19 protein-coding genes and 4 tRNA genes are annotated in these 17,106 nt (G+C 65.6%); 10 read left to right on the top strand and 13 right to left on the bottom strand.

Annotated elements, in window-relative coordinates:
* Positions 1-123: 123 nt before the first annotated feature.
* Genes BFF94_RS26485 through BFF94_RS26495 form a run of 3 tightly spaced genes read left to right on the top strand, consistent with a single transcriptional unit; the run spans position 124 to position 2,093 of the window.
* On the top strand, positions 124-759 hold the full coding sequence (locus tag BFF94_RS26485) for an SCO family protein (RefSeq protein ID WP_128842134.1): 636 nt from the start codon (positions 124-126) through the stop codon (positions 757-759).
* 7 nt (positions 760-766) lie between these two features.
* On the top strand, positions 767-1,213 hold the full coding sequence (locus BFF94_RS26490; protein WP_128842135.1) for a copper chaperone PCu(A)C: 447 nt from the start codon (positions 767-769) through the stop codon (positions 1,211-1,213).
* A gap of 10 nt (positions 1,214-1,223) precedes the next feature.
* On the top strand, positions 1,224-2,093 hold the full coding sequence (locus BFF94_RS26495; RefSeq protein ID WP_128842136.1) for a cytochrome c oxidase assembly protein: 870 nt from the start codon (positions 1,224-1,226) through the stop codon (positions 2,091-2,093).
* 22 nt (positions 2,094-2,115) lie between these two features.
* Here the strand turns inward: BFF94_RS26495 and BFF94_RS26500 are convergent, their stop codons facing one another.
* Together BFF94_RS26500 and BFF94_RS26505 are read right to left on the bottom strand one after the other, a co-directional pair.
* Positions 2,116-2,607, bottom strand: coding sequence for a GNAT family N-acetyltransferase (locus BFF94_RS26500; RefSeq protein ID WP_128842137.1), 492 nt, complete (start codon positions 2,605-2,607; stop codon positions 2,116-2,118).
* Between the two features lie 124 nt (positions 2,608-2,731).
* Entirely contained in the window at positions 2,732-3,598 is an 867-nt protein-coding gene (locus BFF94_RS26505; RefSeq protein ID WP_128842138.1) for a pirin family protein, read from the bottom strand.
* Positions 3,599-3,707: 109 nt separating this feature from the next.
* Here BFF94_RS26505 and BFF94_RS26510 point away from each other — a divergent pair, with 109 nt between their 5' ends.
* Positions 3,708-4,625 (top strand): LysR family transcriptional regulator, encoded by a 918-nt coding sequence (locus tag BFF94_RS26510; protein WP_128842139.1) that lies wholly within the window; start codon positions 3,708-3,710, stop codon positions 4,623-4,625.
* A gap of 104 nt (positions 4,626-4,729) precedes the next feature.
* Complete coding sequence (gene msrC / locus BFF94_RS26515; RefSeq protein ID WP_128842140.1) at positions 4,730-5,233, top strand: free L-methionine (R)-S-oxide reductase MsrC; 504 nt, start codon at positions 4,730-4,732, stop codon at positions 5,231-5,233.
* A gap of 147 nt (positions 5,234-5,380) precedes the next feature.
* Here msrC and map read toward each other — a convergent pair whose 3' ends face one another.
* Complete coding sequence (map, locus tag BFF94_RS26520; protein ID WP_128842141.1) at positions 5,381-6,187, bottom strand: type I methionyl aminopeptidase; 807 nt, start codon at positions 6,185-6,187, stop codon at positions 5,381-5,383.
* Positions 6,187-6,423, bottom strand: a complete 237-nt coding sequence (locus BFF94_RS26525; protein WP_128842148.1) for a ParD-like family protein — start codon at positions 6,421-6,423, stop codon at positions 6,187-6,189. Before BFF94_RS26525 ends, map begins: the two co-directional genes overlap by 1 nt.
* A gap of 148 nt (positions 6,424-6,571) precedes the next feature.
* On the opposite strand from BFF94_RS26525, the gene BFF94_RS26530 reads away from it, so the two are divergent.
* The 3 genes from BFF94_RS26530 to BFF94_RS26540 all read left to right on the top strand — a co-directional run bounded on the left by BFF94_RS26530 (position 6,572) and on the right by BFF94_RS26540 (position 8,564).
* The gene (locus BFF94_RS26530) at positions 6,572-7,189 is read left to right on the top strand and encodes a helix-turn-helix domain-containing protein (protein WP_219140052.1); all 618 of its coding nucleotides are present in this window, start codon (positions 6,572-6,574) and stop codon (positions 7,187-7,189) included.
* A gap of 50 nt (positions 7,190-7,239) precedes the next feature.
* Complete coding sequence (locus BFF94_RS26535; protein ID WP_128842142.1) at positions 7,240-7,788, top strand: GNAT family N-acetyltransferase; 549 nt, start codon at positions 7,240-7,242, stop codon at positions 7,786-7,788.
* Positions 7,789-7,916: 128 nt separating this feature from the next.
* Complete coding sequence (locus BFF94_RS26540) at positions 7,917-8,564, top strand: terpene synthase family protein (RefSeq protein ID WP_128842143.1); 648 nt, start codon at positions 7,917-7,919, stop codon at positions 8,562-8,564.
* Here BFF94_RS26540 and BFF94_RS26545 read toward each other — a convergent pair.
* The 9 genes from BFF94_RS26545 to uvrC all read right to left on the bottom strand — a co-directional run bounded on the left by BFF94_RS26545 (position 8,542) and on the right by uvrC (position 14,925).
* Positions 8,542-9,117, bottom strand: coding sequence for a TlpA disulfide reductase family protein (locus BFF94_RS26545; protein ID WP_128842144.1), 576 nt, complete (start codon positions 9,115-9,117; stop codon positions 8,542-8,544). The two genes, BFF94_RS26540 and BFF94_RS26545, sit on opposite strands and share 23 nt — an antisense overlap.
* A complete protein-coding gene (locus BFF94_RS26550) occupies positions 9,107-10,174 on the bottom strand; it encodes a transporter (RefSeq protein WP_128842145.1) in 1,068 nt (355 codons plus the stop codon). The genes BFF94_RS26545 and BFF94_RS26550 overlap by 11 nt, the downstream gene beginning before the upstream one ends.
* 149 nt (positions 10,175-10,323) lie before the next feature.
* Entirely contained in the window at positions 10,324-10,695 is a 372-nt protein-coding gene (locus tag BFF94_RS38495) for a DUF2946 domain-containing protein (RefSeq protein WP_372454331.1), read from the bottom strand.
* Positions 10,696-11,547: 852 nt separating this feature from the next.
* Positions 11,548-11,621 (bottom strand) — tRNA-Cys (locus BFF94_RS26560).
* A 100-nt stretch (positions 11,622-11,721) separates the two neighbouring features.
* Positions 11,722-11,797: transfer RNA gene (locus BFF94_RS26565), tRNA-Gly, on the bottom strand.
* A gap of 52 nt (positions 11,798-11,849) precedes the next feature.
* Positions 11,850-11,925, bottom strand: a tRNA-Gly gene (locus BFF94_RS26570).
* A 52-nt stretch (positions 11,926-11,977) separates the two neighbouring features.
* Positions 11,978-12,053, bottom strand: a tRNA-Gly gene (locus BFF94_RS26575).
* Between the two features lie 139 nt (positions 12,054-12,192).
* Positions 12,193-12,780 (bottom strand): CDP-diacylglycerol--glycerol-3-phosphate 3-phosphatidyltransferase, encoded by a 588-nt coding sequence (pgsA, locus tag BFF94_RS26580; RefSeq protein WP_128842147.1) that lies wholly within the window; start codon positions 12,778-12,780, stop codon positions 12,193-12,195.
* 111 nt (positions 12,781-12,891) lie between these two features.
* Positions 12,892-14,925, bottom strand: coding sequence for an excinuclease ABC subunit UvrC (gene uvrC, locus BFF94_RS26585; protein ID WP_219140054.1), 2,034 nt, complete (start codon positions 14,923-14,925; stop codon positions 12,892-12,894).
* Between the two features lie 76 nt (positions 14,926-15,001).
* Between uvrC and earP the strand changes: the two genes are divergently transcribed.
* A complete protein-coding gene (gene earP / locus BFF94_RS26590; RefSeq protein ID WP_219140055.1) occupies positions 15,002-16,195 on the top strand; it encodes an elongation factor P maturation arginine rhamnosyltransferase EarP in 1,194 nt (397 codons plus the stop codon).
* Between the two features lie 128 nt (positions 16,196-16,323).
* A complete protein-coding gene (efp, locus tag BFF94_RS26595) occupies positions 16,324-16,881 on the top strand; it encodes an elongation factor P (RefSeq protein WP_128844773.1) in 558 nt (185 codons plus the stop codon).
* Positions 16,882-17,106: the final 225 nt, after the last annotated feature.

Raw genomic sequence — 17,106 nt, forward strand, 5'->3', positions numbered from 1 at the left:
CCCACCCCGTAAGGGTTTCGAACGGACGCAGGCGCGCGAATTGCGCTACAGTCGCAACCGCCTGCCGCGCGGCGCATGGCATCGCGCGGCCGGCCACCATTTCTCGTCCGATCGAGCCCCAGGATGTCGTCTGCCCGTCCCGCGCCGCACCGGCGCCCCTCCCGCTTCATCCGCACGGCCGCGGCCCTCGCCGCCGCCGTGGCGCTCGCCGCGTGCACGCACGACGAGCCGCGCTGGAACCTGACCAACGTCACCGGCCACCTGCCCGACCTGTCGTTCACGCTGACGGGCGGCGACGGCCATCCCGTCGACGCCGATGCGTTCCACGGCCAGATCGCGCTCGTCTACTTCGGCTACACGCACTGCCCCGATGTCTGCCCCGAAACGTTGGCGCGGCTGATGGAAGTACTCGCGAAGCTCGGCCCGCAGGCGAACGACGTGCGCATCCTGTTCGTCTCGGTCGACCCCGCGCGCGACACGCCGCAGGCGATGCAATCGTATGTCGCCGCGTTCGACGCCGCGCATGCGCGCGGCCTGACCGGCACCGACCGACAGATCGAATCGCTCGCGAAGCGCTATCGCGTCGCATACCAGATGGAAAAACGCGATCCGGCCGGCGGCTACGAAGTCACGCACAGCTCGGCCGTCTACATCTTCGACGCGACCGGCCGCGCGCGCCTGCTCGCGACCGACCGCGATTCGCCCGACGCCATCGCCGCCGATGTGCGCCGGATCATCGACACCGCCTCCCCTACCTGAATCCGACATGAAGACGAAGACGACACTCAAGGCGTTCGCCCTCCTCGCCGCGCTGTGCGCCGGCGCCCACGCGTATGCCGCCGGCGCGATCACCGCGCAGAACGCATGGGTGCGCTGGCTGCCGAACAAGCTGCCCGCGGGCGGCTACGTGACGCTCGTGAACACGGGCGACAAGCCCGTCGATCTCGTCGACGTCGACAGTCCCGATTACGGGATGGCGATGCTGCACCAGACCGTCTCGAACGGCTCGACGCAGAAGATGGAAATGGTCGACAAGCTGACGGTCCCCGCGCGCGGCAAGGTCGACATCGCGCCGGGCGGCTACCACTTCATGCTCGAGGAGCCGAAGCACGCGATCAAGCCCGGCGACACCGTGCACCTGCGCCTGAAATTCTCCGACGGTGAAACGGTCGACGCGCCGTTCGCCGTGAAGTCGCCGGCCCAGGCGAAGTGATGCGCGCGCGATGAACCTCCTGTACTGGCTCGATCCGTGGGAACCGTCGCCGACCGTGGTCATCGCGGTGCTGGCGGCTGCCGTGCTGTTCGCGCGCGGCGTGAAGAAGGCGAAGGTGTCGCCGCTGCGGCAGTTCTCGTTCTGGTTCGGGCTGACTGCGCTCTACATCGCGCTGCATACGCGGCTCGACTATTTCTTCGAGCACGAGTTCTTCCTGCACCGCGCGCAGCACCTCGTGCTGCACCATCTCGGGCCGTTCTTCATCGCGCTGTCCTACCCGGGCGCGGCGATTCGCGCCGGCATCCCGTTTCGCTGGCGGCAGCGCTTCGTGCGCCCCGCACTCGCCTGGGCGCCCGTGCGCGCGACGCTCGACGTGGTGTTTCATCCGGTCGTCGCGGTCGTGCTGTTCGTCGGGCTGATCTATTTCTGGCTGCTGTCGCCGATCCACTTCATCGCGATGCTCGACTGGCGTCTCTATCGCGTGATGAACTGGAGCATGGTGATCGACGGGCTGCTGTTCTGGTGGCTCGTCGTCGATCCGCGTCCCGCGCCGCCCGCGCGGCTGTCGCCGGGCCGCCGGATCCTGATCGTCGTCGCGGCGATCCCGCCGCAGATCGCGCTCGGCGCGCTGATCTTCTTCACGCCGCACGAGCTGTATCCGATCTATTCGATCTGCGGCCGCGCGTTCACGTGGCTGAGCCCGCTGCGCGATCAGCAGATCGGCGGCCTGCTGCTGTGGATTCCGGGCTCGATGATGAGCGTGATCGGCGCGCTGATCGCTCTGCGGCACTGGCTACGGCTGTCCGCGCGCGGCCGCCTGATCGGCGAACGAGCCGTGCAGCGCGCGGACGAGCCGCCGGTGGCGAACGCCGCGCATTGACCGCTGCGCGGCGCGTGGCGCATCACGCGCGCGCGCTGCTCATCCACACGTGCGGGATGCCGTCCTCGTCGTGCACGTCCGAACTCGGCGTGAAGCCGAATGCCCCGTAAAAACGCTGCAAGTGGGCCTGCGCATGCAGGCTCACCGGCGTATCCGGCCACTGCGCGCGGATATGCTCGAGCGCGCGCGACAGCAGCCCGTTGCCGAGGCCCGCACCGCGAAACGCGGCGGTCGTCAGCACACGGCCGATGCGGACGTCGGTGTTCTGCGCATCCGGCAGCAGCACGCGCAGGTAACCGGCCACACGGCCGGCCGGATCGAACGCGGCCAGGTGCCACGCGGCCTGGTCCGCGTCGTCGATGTCGCGATACACGCAGTTCTGCTCGACGACGAACACGGCGCTGCGCGCTTCGAGGATCGAATAGATTTCGCGCGCCGTCAGCGCGTCGAAGGATTTCCAGCGCCAGTCGAGATCGGCGGCGCTCGGGGATGCGGCGGATGCGGATACGTTCATTTACGGTCCTGATTCGGGCGCGCCGGCCGGCGCGCGGCAACCGTTGATTATGCCTCGAAGCGCACGCGGCGCGCGACGCCCGTCCGCGCGCAAAAAAAGCCCCGCATTGCGCGGGGCCTGTCCGTCATGCCGGCATCTTGCCGAAGCGGCCGCTGTTGAAGTCCTCGATCGCGGTACGGATCTCCGCTTGTGAGTTCATCACGAACGGCCCGTAACCGACGACGGGCTCGTCGATCGGCTCACCGCTCAGGATCAGCAGCTTCGCGTCGCCGTTCGCTTCGATCTCGACATCGCGGCCGTCGCGACCCAGTTGCACGAACTGCGCTTCGCGGGCGACCGTCTCGCCGTTCACCTGCACGGTCCCGCCCAGCACGACCACCGCGAGCGTGCGCCCTTCAGCGACCGGGAACCGCGCATGGCCGCCTGCCACGAGCCGCACATCCCACACGTCGATCGGCGTGTGCGTGCGGGCCGGGCCGCGCCGCCCGTCGAGTTCGCCCGCGATGATCCGCGCACGCCCCGCGCCGTCCGGCAGCTCGACCACGGGGATGTCCGCGTTCAGCAGCGTCTGGTAGCCGGGCGCGCCCATCTTGTCCGCGGCAGGCAGGTTCACCCACAACTGCACCATCTCGAGCGGGCCGCCACGCTTCGTGAACCCCTCCGAATGGAATTCCTCATGCAGGATCCCGCTCGCGGCCGTCATCCACTGCACATCGCCCGGGCCGATCACGCCGCCCGCGCCGGTCGAGTCGCGATGCGCGACCTCGCCGTCATAGACGATCGTCACCGTTTCGAACCCGCGGTGCGGATGCTGGCCGACACCGCGCGGCGCCGAAGCCGGCTCGAACGTCGCGGGGCCTGCGTAATCGAGCAGCAGGAACGGGCTCAGATGCGTGCCGTGAGACTGGTAGCTGAACATCGAGCGCACCGGAAAACCGTCGCCGACCCAATGACCGCGCGGCGCACTGTACACACCCTGGATCTTCTTCATTACCCTCTCCAAATTGCGGCGAAACACGTGTTTCGCATCCTGAAGAGGAATATAGAGGTGGAACGATCGATCCGGTAGACTGCCAGAATCGCACTCAGCGTTCCATTTCATGAACGATAAAGCGCGGGATCTGAACGATCTCTACTACTTCGTGCAGGTCGTCGAACACGGCGGCTTCGCGCCGGCCGGGCGCGCGCTGGACATGCCGAAATCGAAGCTGAGCCGCCGCATCGCGCTGCTCGAGGCGCGGCTCGGGATGCGGCTGATCCAGCGCTCGACGCGCCGCTTCACGGTCACCGACGTCGGCCAGACCTATTACGCGCATTGCCGCGCGATGCTCGTCGAGGCCGATGCCGCCGACGAGGCGATCGCGCTGCTGCACGAGGAGCCGCGCGGCATAGTGCGCGTCAGCTGCCCGATCGTGCTGCTCGATTCGCTGGTCGGCACGATGATCGCCGCGTTCATGGCCGCGTGCCCGCGTGTCGAGATTCATCTGGAAGCGACCAACCGGCGCGTCGACGTCGTCGGCGAAGGGTTCGACGTCGCGATCCGCGTGCGCCCGCCGCCGCTCGAAGACAGCGATCTCGCGCTGCGCGTGCTGGCCGAGCGCGGCCAGTGCCTCGTCGCGAGCCCCGCGCTGCTGCGCGACCATGGCGTGCCGGCGGTTCCCGCCGATCTCGCGCGCCTGCCGAGCCTCGATCACGGCGTGCCACAGTCCGCGCACGTGTGGCGGCTGCGCGGGCCCGACGGCGCTCACGCGGAAATCCACCACCAGCCGCGCTTCGTGACGGGCGGCATGCTCGCGCTGCGTGCAGCGGCGGTCGCGGGCATCGGCGTCGTGCAATTGCCGACGATGATGGTGCGCGATGAGGTCGCGCGCGGCGAACTGGCGACCGTGCTGCCGGACTGGGCGCCGCGCCGCGAGATCGTGCACGCGGTGTTCGCGTCGCGCCGGGGGCTGCTGCCCGCGGTGCGGGCGCTGCTTGATTTCCTGGCGGAGCGGTTTGCCGGGCTCGAGCCCGATTGAGCGCGCCGCATCGCACGCGAATCGCGCGCTGCAGACCGCGTGCGCGTGCCGTAGACTGCGGTACGCGCATCGCGCATTTTCGCAACCCCTATCGCCTTCCCGCCATGTTCACGCTGTCCAACGACCCCAATGCCTCCAAGGCCGATCAATACGCGACGCTCGTCAAACAGGCGCGCGCGCTCGTCGAGTCCGAACGCGACCTGACCGCGAACGCGGCGAACTTCGCCGCGCTCGTCTATCACTCGCTCGACCGTCTCAACTGGGCCGGCTTCTACTTCTTCGACGGGTCGGAACTCGTGGTCGGGCCGTTCCAGGGCAAGCCCGCGTGCGTGCGGATCGCGCTCGGCAAGGGCGTGTGCGGCACCGCCGCACAGACGCGCGAGACGCAGGTCGTGCGCGACGTGCACGACTTCCCCGGTCATATCGCGTGCGACGCGGCATCGGAATCGGAAATCGTCGTGCCGCTGGTGGCCGGCGACGGCACGCTGATCGGCGTGTGGGACGTCGACAGCCCGGTCGCCGCGCGCTTCGATGACGAAGACCGCCAGGGCATGGAAGCGCTGTGCCGCGTGTTCGTCGAACACGCATGGCAGAAGGCACGCGGTTGAGCCGCGGCTACGTAGCGTTCAGGCACCCCGGAGCCGGTCGCCGCGATCGCGTGTGAATCGCACCGCGCGACCTCGAACGAAATGGGCCCCACGACGGGGCCCGATCCATTGCGCCGCTGCGCCGCCGTGCGCGGCGCACGGCAGGCATCAGGCGGCGTGCGTGCCGGAAAGCGCCGCGACCGCCTGCGGCTGCGCGTCTTCGGTCAGCACCTCGAAGCCTGTTTCCGTCACCACGACCATGTGCTCCCATTGCGCGGACAGCGAATGGTCCTTCGTGACGACCGTCCAGCCGTCCGCCAGCACGCGCGTGTCGCGCTTGCCCGCGTTGAGCATCGGCTCGATCGTGAAGATCATCCCCGGACGCAGCGGAACGCCAGTGCCCGGGCGGCCGTAGTGCAGCACCTGCGGCTCGTCGTGATAGACATCGCCGATGCCGTGCCCGCAGTACTCGCGAACCACGCTGAACCCTTCACGATGCGCGACCTGCTGGATCGCATAGCCGACGTCGCCGAGCGTCGCGCCCGGACGAACCGCGCGGATGCCCGCGTGCATCGCCTCATAGGTCGCCGCGACGAGACGCCGCGCGAGTTCGTTCGGTTCGCCGACGAAATACATGCGGCTCGTATCGCCGAACCAGCCGTCCTTGATCACCGCGATGTCGAGGTTCACGATGTCGCCGTCGCGCATCGGCCGCGACGTCGGAATGCCGTGACAGACCACATGGTTGACCGACGTGCACAGCGTCTTCGGATAGCCGTGGTAGCCGATGTTCGCGGGAATCGCGCCAAGCACGTCGACGATGTATTCGCGGCAGCGCGCGTCCAGCTCGTCAGTGGACACGCCGGGCTTCACATGCTCGGTGATCATCGTCAGCACCTGCGACGCCAGCTTCGCGGCTTCGCGCGACTTGGCGATTTCTGCGTTGCCGCGGATCGGGATTTCGCGCTTCGCCATTACGCCACCTGCTCGATGCCGTGCGCGACCGGTTCCGCCGGCGCCCCATCGCCGCCGCGTGCTTCGGCCTCGATCAACATCCGGCAGATGTCGCCGTAGGACAGCGCCGGGTTGAGTTCCGCCAGCATCCCGACGCGCAGCCAGTGTTCGGCCTGCGCATTGATCGAGCGGCTCAGCGCCGTGCTGGTCGAGCGCAGCCGCTCGTGCATGTGCTCGGAAATCTTGATGATGCCCATATATCCCCAATTAAACGAAACGTAGCTGTTTCGTATATTACGCTGTGCGCGCGCGACGGGCAAGCCGTTCGGATGCCGTCGCCCTCTTGGGCCGCCACGACAAACGTCGTTGACATTGAATTCCAGTTTGCTGGAAAATAAATCCATCATGAAAGAATCAGCACCCGCCGCTGCCGACGACGGCATCAACGAACGCATCGCCCGGCGCGTGCGCGACCTGCGCACCGTCCGAGGCTACACGCTCGACGCGCTGGCCGCGCGCTCGGGCGTCAGCCGTTCGATGATCTCGCTCATCGAACGCGCATCGGCCAGCCCCACGGCCGTCGTGCTCGACAAGCTCGCGGCCGGTCTCGGCGTGTCGCTGGCCGGCCTGTTCGGCGGCGACCAGGACGACGCGCCCGCGCAGCCGCTGGCACGGCGCGCGCAGCAGGCCGAATGGCGCGATCCGGCGTCCGGCTATGTGCGGCGCAACCTCTCCCCGGCCGGCTGGCCGTCGCCGATCCAGCTCGTCGAGGTCGACTTCCCGCCTGGCGCGCGCGTCGCGTACGACAGCGGCGGACGCGAAAGCGCGCTGCATCAGCAGGTGTGGATCATCAGCGGCCGCGTCGACGTCACGTTCGGCGATGCGCTTCACGAACTTCGCGAAGGCGACTGTCTGGCCATGCGGCTCGACCAGCCGCTGATTTTCAGCAATCCGTCGTCGCATGCCGCGCGCTATGTCGTCGTGATCTGCGATGCATCCGCCGCCGGCGTGCGGAGCACGTGATGCGCACGTCGTGTGCGCAACCGGTTTAAAGCCAACAGGAAGGTGCCCGTATGAACTCCCCGAAACAGCGCGACGACGTGCGCCTGATCGATTGCAGCGAGGCCGAGCATGCAGCGGCCATCCTCGAGATCCTGAACGACGCGATCGCGAACTCGACCGCGCTGTACGACTACCAGCCGCGTCCGCCGGAAGCGATGGCCGCGTGGTTCGCGGCGAAGCGCGCGGGCGGCTTCCCGGTCATCGGCGCGGTCGATGCGTCCGGCACGCTGCTCGGCTTCGCGAGCTGGGGCACGTTCCGCGCGTTTCCCGCCTACAAGTACACGGTCGAGCACAGCGTGTACGTGCATCGCGACCAGCGCGGCCGCGGGCTCGGCGAGGTGCTGCTGCGCGAAGTGGTCCGGCGCGCGCGGGAAGCGGGAGTACACGTGGTGGTCGGCTGCATCGATGCAACCAATGCCGGGAGCATCGCGCTGCATACGAAGCTGGGTTTCGTGCATGCGGGCACGATTGCGGAAGCGGGCTTCAAGTTCGGGCGCTGGCTCGATGCGGCGTTCTATCAGCTGAAGCTCGACACGCCGGCACAGCCGGTGGATGGCTAAGCGGCGTCGCGGCCCTCGACCGTCGCCCCGCGTCATTCATCCGGGCTCGCGTGATTCATCCCGGGAGCCGCGCAGGGAGTCGGTCGGCGCCCGGGTGCTGATCGACCGCCTGGAAGCGGCCTGCGGTTATGAAATGGCGCCGCGCGTCATCGCGCATCGCGCATCGCGCATCCCGCATCCCGCATCCCGCATCCCGCATCCCGCATCCCGCGGTACGGCGGTACGGCGGTACGGCGGTTATGCGACCCAGCATCGACACGGTGTTTCCGGTCAACGACGTCTTTTCATACGAACGGGAAAAGCACTTGGGCGAAGTGCACAATTTCGTGATGGTTCAGGAGCGCGAACGCGAATGGTCGCTCGAGCGCGCCATCGAAGCATGCCGGCGGCTGGTGGACGACGCGTATCGGGAATTCAGGCGCCTGCAGGGCGCGCTGCGGCAAACCGACGTGTTGCCGAAATCGGCCGGCGAGCGGGAATGGCGGCAACTCGAACACTACGTCGGGATGTGGCACGACCTGATTATCGGTCAAGCCAATGCGCGGCCCCGCTGTGGTCCTATCGCTGGAACCGAACGCACGTCGCGAGTTGCGCCGCCCGTTTGCGAACTGTACGAGCACGTTGTCATTGCCGACTGCGCTTACGCCCACAGCGCTGCCATTTGCGATCTATCCCCCACCAGTGCAATTCCAAACAAGAAAGCGTCCCGTCGCATGCATAGGGGGCCACTTTACAAAGTGATCGATACCGACTCTATCTTCGGAAGAGCGGCGTAACGATACGCTCGAGGCGCTCGGCGGTCCAAGACGGTTGCGAATCATCCCAGCCGTTGTCGACAAGGAACCCGTTCCGGTCGATCGTAAAGCTCACCGGAATCCGCCACATGCGCCCGTAGCCTCCAGCATATGCACTGCCCAGCAGGCCCACCGGAAAGCTCAGATTGGCCGCCACCTGCCGCACCTCAGCAAGATTGTCCGGCCCGTCGAGGCTGAAGCCGAGCACCCGCAAACCGTTCGCCGCGTGGCGTGCGGCATACGCGGACAACAGCGGCAGTTCGGTCCGGCAGGGCTCACACCATGTGGCCCAGAAGGTCAGGATGACCACATTGCCCCGCAAGTCCTCGCTGGCGATGCTTTGTCCGTCAAGCGTGTGCAGGACGAGGCCGGGTGCGGGACGGCCAACTGTCAGACTGCTGGCCTGCGCCGCCGGCAGCCATCCGCTGACGCTGGCGCCCAGTGCAAGACCACCGACCATGCGCAGCCAGTTGCGCCTCGACCGGCCACGCCCAGCGCACCGCGAGTGGTCAACGCCGAAACCGTCAGAATGCATAGCTCGCCCCCACCGTGCCCGACCAGCGCGGAAACAGCTGATAGCCGCTAAGCCGGCTATACAGTGCCTTCTGGACGAACGCATAAACGTTCAGGTTCGTCACGACGTTCACCGTCACGCCGGGCGACAGATAAACGACCGTGCCGGCCGTGTTGCCGGTGTCGGCGAGCGCGCCTTGGTCCGAGCCCTTTCGGGTCACGTTGATCTGGAGCTGCGGGACGATCTTCGGGTTCGCCTCGTAGCGCAGGCCGATACTGACCGTCGCCTGGTTGCCGGGCCGGAAGTCTTCGCCGAGGCCGCGAAGATTCTCGATTACTGCAGCCTGAAATTGGCCGTTGATAAACGCGTCGAAGTTCTGGCTGATCGGCTGGTAGTAGTAGCCACCGACGATCAGATCGGTACTGCCGGTGCCAGGCTGCAGGCTCGTATCAAGCGTCTGTCCGTTCGTGCTGTTCGGGCCTGACGAGAAGAACACCGGGCTGCGCCCGACGGTAGCGCCCGTCAGCACATTCTGGCCACCGTACTTTCCAGTCGGCAGCTTGACTCCCAGCTGCACGCCGAGATTGCGGGTCGGCAGGAAGCCCTGATAGCTGGCGATCAGCTTGACGTCGCCCAGCCCCTTGCTCGTGACGCCACTCAAATTGTCGGGTGTGAGCTGGTCCGGTGTGGCATTCCCGAATGTCGAGTGGCCGCGATCGACGAACGGCACGATCGCGCTGAAGTTCCACTTGGGGTTCGGGCTGTAGTTGATGCCCAGATTCCAGTAGCGGTTGATCGTCTGGTGCTCGACCTCCTGACTGCCGCCCGCCGCATTAATCGCCGCCGGTACGGCGGGCGAAACCGCACGCGTTCCGTTACGCAACTGGTTCTGCGGAATGAAGGTGTAATCCAGGCTGATACGCCAGCCCGGCATCGCCGAATAACCCGTCGCGGCATCCGTGCTCAGCGAGCAGCCACAGGTCGCGCAAGCGTGGGCGGCAACGGGTAGGGTCAGGCCAGTCAAGCAGGCGAGCGTAGCCAATGCCGCGTCGACGGCTTTCTTCGATTCGATTCGCATGTCGTTCCTCTCTCATGTCGTGTGCACGCACGCGAGCAGTCCGCAGCGTTGCGGACGCACGGTGCGAATGTCCCGATTGCCGGCTCGCAGCCGCAGGCGTTTCGCGCGATGCGGAGGAGCCTGTCCGGATCAACGGCTGGGGGACTACGTCAGAGGTAGAACGGCGAATCCCGGGGACGGCCCGCCCTGGAGATATCCCGAAAGACGAACGGGAGCGAAGCTGGGGGGACTGCGACGGCAGAGCTTGGAACCTCCAGCCATTGCGACAAGGAGGGGGAAGGTGCAGGCGTATGATGCGCGAGCAGATCGCAATAACCGCAAGCAGCGAAATGGTCTGCCGCAGGTGCGTTGTTTACGTCAGGCTGCCCGTCGGCCGAGCAGATCGACGCGACTGGCGCATTCCGATCGTGGGATACCAGCCCATGACTCACGATCGGCGCAATGACGACGAGCCATATGGCGAAAATGCCAAGCCAGGCTGTCGTACGAATGCGGGAACGTGCGGTCATGATGAGCGGCATCGGGACGGTGGCAGGATGCTAGCCGGAGCGAGCTTTGGCCACCGGGAAATCACGGCTGGCACGATGCAACAACGCCCCGGACGATTCCCGGCGGATGCACGTTCCAGATCGACCGCCGAGATCAAGCAGCCGCTTGCCATCACGATCGTGCTGCGGATCGGTACGCGCAAGCTGCCCGCCCCTCCTGTTCGACTTCATTTAGCCGTCCCCCGACGAGTCGATTCGCTACGCGGCGCCGAAGTCACATACGATGCCCGGAGCCTTCCGATTTCCGCATACGACAATGCAAACGACGTGCCATGTGGAGCAAATGTCCGCTGCAACGACACGTCAGGCATATGCGAAAAAAACGCCGTCGTGCGAATCGACTGGTTTGTTTCAAACTCGCAACGTCATCGCGGACTTCGTGCGAAACATGTCAGATACCATGCTTCAAGCGGACCTTCTTGCAAGGTGACGTCTGTCGAATACAGCCACTTGCCTACTTCGCAAGATGTACCCCATCGAGCTGGCACAACACCGTTGGCACGATGCCAGCGTCGAGCAGCTGCTCAAGGCGAGCGACATACGCGTCACCCTCTTCTTCTGATTGGAACGTCAGGGAAAGTGGCTTTGGGAGGAGCTTCGAACGTCGGATGATGTATTCCCACGTTCCGGAGGGTCGTAATCGCTTGGTCGCCATGCGCGGACGCGAGCCTATACGGCCAAAGAGCCGACTTAGGCGTGGCTACGCGTGTTTGTTGAGTGGTTAGAGGCGACTTTGCACCACTCCAGGCGACACTCTTATAAGAATGAAAGCGGAGCAGAAAAAAGAAAAAGCCCTGATTTCTCAGGGCTTTTTCTCTTCTTACTTGGAGGCGCGAGCCGGAGTCGAACCGGCCTAAACGGCTTTGCAGGCCGCTGCATAACCGCTTTGCTATCGCGCCAAAAGCGGGCTGTCCGGATGCCGTGAAGGCAAGCGACAGATTTTTATTCGATGACCACCAGTCCATCAAATAAAAAGGGAAGCGTGGCTTCCCCATTACTTGGAGCGGGAGACGAGTCTCGAACTCGCGACCTCAACCTTGGCAAGGTTGCGCTCTACCAACTGAGCTACTCCCGCATTGTCCTGCATTTGCAGCGCCTTGCCGTACAACACGCTGCCAGAAAAATCCTGGAGCGGGAGACGAGTCTCGAACTCGCGACCTCAACCTTGGCAAGGTTGCGCTCTACCAACTGAGCTACTCCCGCATTTGTCCTGCATCTGCAGCGCTTTGCCGTGCAACACGCTGCCAGAAAAATCTGGAGCGGGAGACGAGTCTCGAACTCGCGACCTCAACCTTGGCAAGGTTGCGCTCTACCAACTGAGCTACTCCCGCATGTTGCGCTACTGCTTCTCCGTCACACCTACTTCGCCGTGCAGCGGAGAAGCGAGATTATGTCCAAGGCACATTCGTATGTCAAGGGCTTTTCCAGCCCTTTTTCCAAAAACCTGCGCCGCCGAACACGTGGCGCAGGTCACGCACCACCGCGTTCGCGAATCTGCGGCCACGCAAGCTTCATGTAGTACAGCATCGACCAGATCGTCAGCACCGCCGCGAGATACATCAGCCACTCGCCCCACACGCGCGTGTCGATCGTCACGATGCCGAACGGCAGCGGACCGTAGAACAGCAGCATCGGGATCGCGATCATCTGACACGCGGTCTTGAACTTGCCGAGCTGGTTCACCGCGACGCTCTTCGACGCGCCGATCTGCGCCATCCACTCGCGCAGCGCCGAAATCGCGATCTCGCGGCCGACGATCACGAGCGCGATCGCCGCGTCGACCCGTGAAATCTGCACGAGGATCAGCAGCGCGGCCGTCACCATCAGCTTGTCCGCCACCGGATCGAGAAATGCGCCGAACGACGACGTCTGGTTCCACTTGCGCGCGAGAAACCCGTCGAACCAGTCGGTCAACGCGGCGAGGATGAAGATCGCCGCGGCCGCGAGATTGCGGTGCGCGCCGCCCATCACCGTGTCCGGCAGATAGAACACGCCGACGACGAGCGGAATCAGCACGATCCGTACCCACGTCAGGAAAATCGGGAAATTGAACGGCATGGCATGCGGGACAGTAAAGGATTCGCAATTGTGCCGTGTCGACCGGCCTGCCACAAGAACGCGAAAACGGAACGCGAAAACGCGGGCAAGGCAGCCGGCCGCACGGGCGTGTCAGTGAAGCTGCTTGTAAATCTGCTCCGCGAGCGCGTGCGAGATGCCCTCGACGCTCGCGAGCTCCTCGACGCTCGCGGCAACGACGCCGCGCAACCCGCCGAACCGCGCGAGCAGCCGCTGCCGGCGCTTCGCACCGATGCCTTCGAGCTCCTCGAGCCGCGACGTCTGGCGCGCCTTCGCCCGCTTTGCGCGCATGCCGGTGATCGCGAAGCGGTGCGCCTCGTCGCGGATCTGCGCGACGAGCATCAGCGCGGCGCTCTCCTTGCCGAGTTCGAGCGGCGTGCGGCCGTCCGCGAACACGAGCGTCTCGAGGCCGACCTTGCGCCCCTCGCCTTTCGCGACGCCAACCAGCATCGACGTGTCGAGGCCGAGTTCGGTAAACACCTGGCGCGCGATTTCGACCTGACCCTTGCCGCCGTCGATCAGCACGATGTCCGGCAGCAGGCTCGACGCCTCGGCCTGGCGCGTCGACTCGCCGTCGATGCCGGCCGCATCGTCGGCAGCCGCCGCCTGCGCGGCCTGTTCGACCATCTTCTCGTAGCGGCGCGTGAGCACCTGCCGCATCGCCGCGTAATCGTCGCCCGGCGTGATCCCGGTGATGTTGTAGCGGCGGTACTCGCCCGACTGCATCTTGTGATGGTGGTAGACGACGCACGACGCCTGCGTCGCCTCACCCATCGTATGGCTGATGTCGAAGCATTCGATCCGCAGCGTCGCGAGATCGTCGCATTCGAAGCTGAGCGTCTCCGCGAGCGCGCGCGTGCGCGCCTGCTGCGAACCTTGTTCGGACAGCAGCCGGGCGAGCGCGATCTGCGCATTCTGTTCGGCCATCGACAGCCACGCGCGCCGTTGCCCCTGCGGCTGCCGCACCAGTGACACCTTGTGCCCGGCCTGCTCCGACAGCAGTTCGAGCAGGTCGCGGCTCGCGGGCGCATGGCTGACGACGAGCACGGGCGGCACGCGATTGCCGAGATAGTGCTGCGCGATGAACGCGTCGAGCACCTCGGCCTCGATCGACGCCACCGCATCGCCGCGCGCGCCGCCGGCTTCTTCCGCGGGCTGGTCGGGCAACACGTCGACGGGCACGTCGGCCGCCTCCGCCAACTCGGACTCGCCGCCGAGGCCGCCCTCGGCGAGCGTCAACGCGCTTTCGACGTGCGTCGGGAAATACGCCTTGTCGCCGAGGTGCCGGCCGCCGCGCACCATCGCGAGGTTCACGCACACGCGCCCGCCCTGCGCGACAACCGCCAGGATATCGACGTCGCTGTCGCTGCCCACTTCAATCGCCTGCTGGTGCAGCACCGTCGCCAGCGAACTCATCTGGTTGCGCACGGCCGCCGCCTGCTCGAATTTCAGCTCGGCCGCGAACGCGTGCATCTTCTGCTCGAGCTCCTTCATCACTTCGGACTGCCGCCCGAGCAGGAAACGCGCGGCATTCGACACGTCGACCGCGTAATCCTCGCCGGAGATCGCGCCGACGCACGGCGCCGTGCAGCGCCCGATCTGGTGCAGCAGGCACGGCCGCGTGCGGTTATTGAAGACCGAATCCTCGCAGGTCCGCAACTGGAACACGCGCTGCAGGATCTGGATGCTCTCGCGCACGGCCCATGCACTCGGGAACGGCCCGAAATACTGGTTCTGCTTGTCGACCGAGCCGCGGTAGTAGGCCATTCGCGGAAAACGGTGCGCGGTGAGCTTCAGGTACGGATACGACTTGTCGTCGCGAAACAGGATGTTGTAGCGCGGCGCGAGCGCCTTGATCAGGTTGTTCTCGAGCAGCAGCGCCTCGGCCTCCGAGCGCGTGACGGTCGTCTCGATGCGCGTGATGCGCGTGACCATCATCGCGATGCGCGGCGACAGCTGCGTCTTCGTGAAATAGCTCGACACGCGCTTTTTCAGGTCGCGCGCCTTGCCGACGTAGAGCACGGCACCCGCCGTGTCGTAATAGCGATAGACGCCCGGCATGTGCGGCAACTGCGCAAGGATCTTCTTCGGTTCGAACGGAGTATCGGAGGCTTCTGGGGATGTCATGCGTGATCCGGGCGCCTTGTAACGCGGAACGGGTCTATTAGAATCGCCAGTTTAGAGCATTCACCGGCCCGCTTCGATGCCACGTACCACCGCTGCCCCCTTATCCGCCGCGCCGCTCGCGCCGGACGAACCGATCGCCTGCGACCTCTTCTGCACGGTGATCGACAATTTCGGCGACATCGGCGTGTGCTGGCGCGTCGCGCGCCAGCTCGCACACGAACACGGCTGGCAGGTTCGCCTGTTCGTCGATGACCTGCGCACGTTCGCGCGCCTGCTGCCGGGGATCGATCCCGACGCGACGCGGCAGACGGTCGACACGATCGTGATCGAGCACTGGCATGCGGAAGTCGGCGACGCGCTGGAGATCGCCGATGTGGTGATCGAGGCATTCGCGTGCGAACTGCCCGGTGCGTATCTCGCGGCGATGGCGCGCCGCGCGCGCCGTCCGGTGTGGATCAACCTCGAATACCTGAGCGCCGAGGACTGGGTCGCCGACTTCCATTTGCGGCCGTCGCCGCATCCGCGCTACCCGCTGCTGAAGACGTTCTTCTTCCCGGGCCTGTCGGCCGGCACGGGCGGCGTCCTGAAGGAGCACGACCTCGATGCGCGGCGCACGGCCTTCGAGACCGACCCGGCAGCGCGCGCCGCGTGGTGGCAGCGCGCGACCGGCGGCGCGCCGCCGGCGCCCGGCACGACGGTCGTCAGCCTGTTCGCGTACGAGAATCCGGCCGTCGACGCGCTGCTCGCGCAGTGGCGCGACGGCCCGTCGCCGGTCGTCGCGCTCGTACCGGCCGGCCGCGTGTCGCCGGCCGTCGCGCGCTTTTTCGGGGTCGAGTCGTTCACGGCGGGCGCGCACGCGAGCAGCGGCAACCTGGCCGCACACGGGCTCGCGTTCGTCCCCCAAACCGACTACGATCCGCTGCTGTGGGTCGCCGACATCAATTTCGTGCGCGGCGAGGATTCGTTCGTCCGCGCGCAGTGGGCGCGCAAGCCGTTCGTGTGGCACATCTACCCGCAGGCCGACGATGTGCACCTGCCGAAGCTCGACGCCGCGCTCGCGCACCTGTCGGCCGGTCTCGCCGACGCGCCGCGCGCGGCGCTCGAGCGGTTCTGGCACGCGTGGAACGGCGCCGGCACGCCCGACTGGGCCGATTTCTGGCAACACCGCGCCGCACTGGACGCCAACGCGGCCCGCTGGGCCGACGCGCTCGCGGCCGTCGGCGATCTCGCCGGAAAGCTGGCGGAATACGCAAAATCTCAGTTAAAATAAGCGGTTATCCGACGGCTGACCACGCAAGCGCTCGCTTTTTGGCGTCCACCGGAATGCACCGCTTGGCGCCTCATCCCTCGCGCAACGCTCAGGCACTTATTTATTTGATTTGATCAGGACAGTTTTTTATGAAAACCGCTCAGGAACTCCGCGTAGGCAACGTCGTGCAGATCGGCAGCGATGCTTGGGTCATCGCCAAGGCCGAATACAACAAGTCGGGCCGCAACTCTGCCGTCGTCAAGATGAAGATGAAGAACCTGCTGACGAACGCAGGCCAGGAATCGGTCTACAAGGCTGACGACAAGTTCGACGTCGTCGTGCTCGACCGCAAGGAAGTGACGTACTCGTACTTCGCCGATCCGATGTACGTGTTCATGGACGCCGACTACAACCAGTTCGAAGTCGAAGCCGAAATGATGGGTGAAGCGCTGAACTACCTCGAAGACGGCATGGCGTGCGAAGTCGTGTTCTACAACGAGAAGGCGATCTCGGTCGAACTGCCGACGACCCTCGTTCGCGAGATCATCTACACGGAGCCGGCCGTCAAGGGCGACACGTCGTCGGGCAAGGTGCTGAAGAACGCCAAGCTCAAGACGGGCTTCGAACTGCAAGTGCCGCTGTTCTGCAACATCGGCGACAAGATCGAAATCGATACGCGTACGAACGAATACCGCAGCCGCGCGTAATCGCAGGTCGTACCCGCATCGAACAAAGCGCCCTTCGGGGCGCTTTTTGTTTGCCTGCCGCAAACAGCGACCGCGGACCAATGCCATACGAAGCACAAAATCCACCGGTAAAGATATTCAATTTGTATCATCGGTAACTGTTTTATAGCGCCGGAGAAATAATGCTCGTTACGCGTTCGGCGGGGCATAAAATCAGTTTTTAATCTGACATGCGGCTGCGGCCTC

Source organism: Burkholderia catarinensis (assembly GCF_001883705.2).
GTDB classification, from domain to species: Bacteria; Pseudomonadota; Gammaproteobacteria; order Burkholderiales; family Burkholderiaceae; genus Burkholderia; species Burkholderia catarinensis.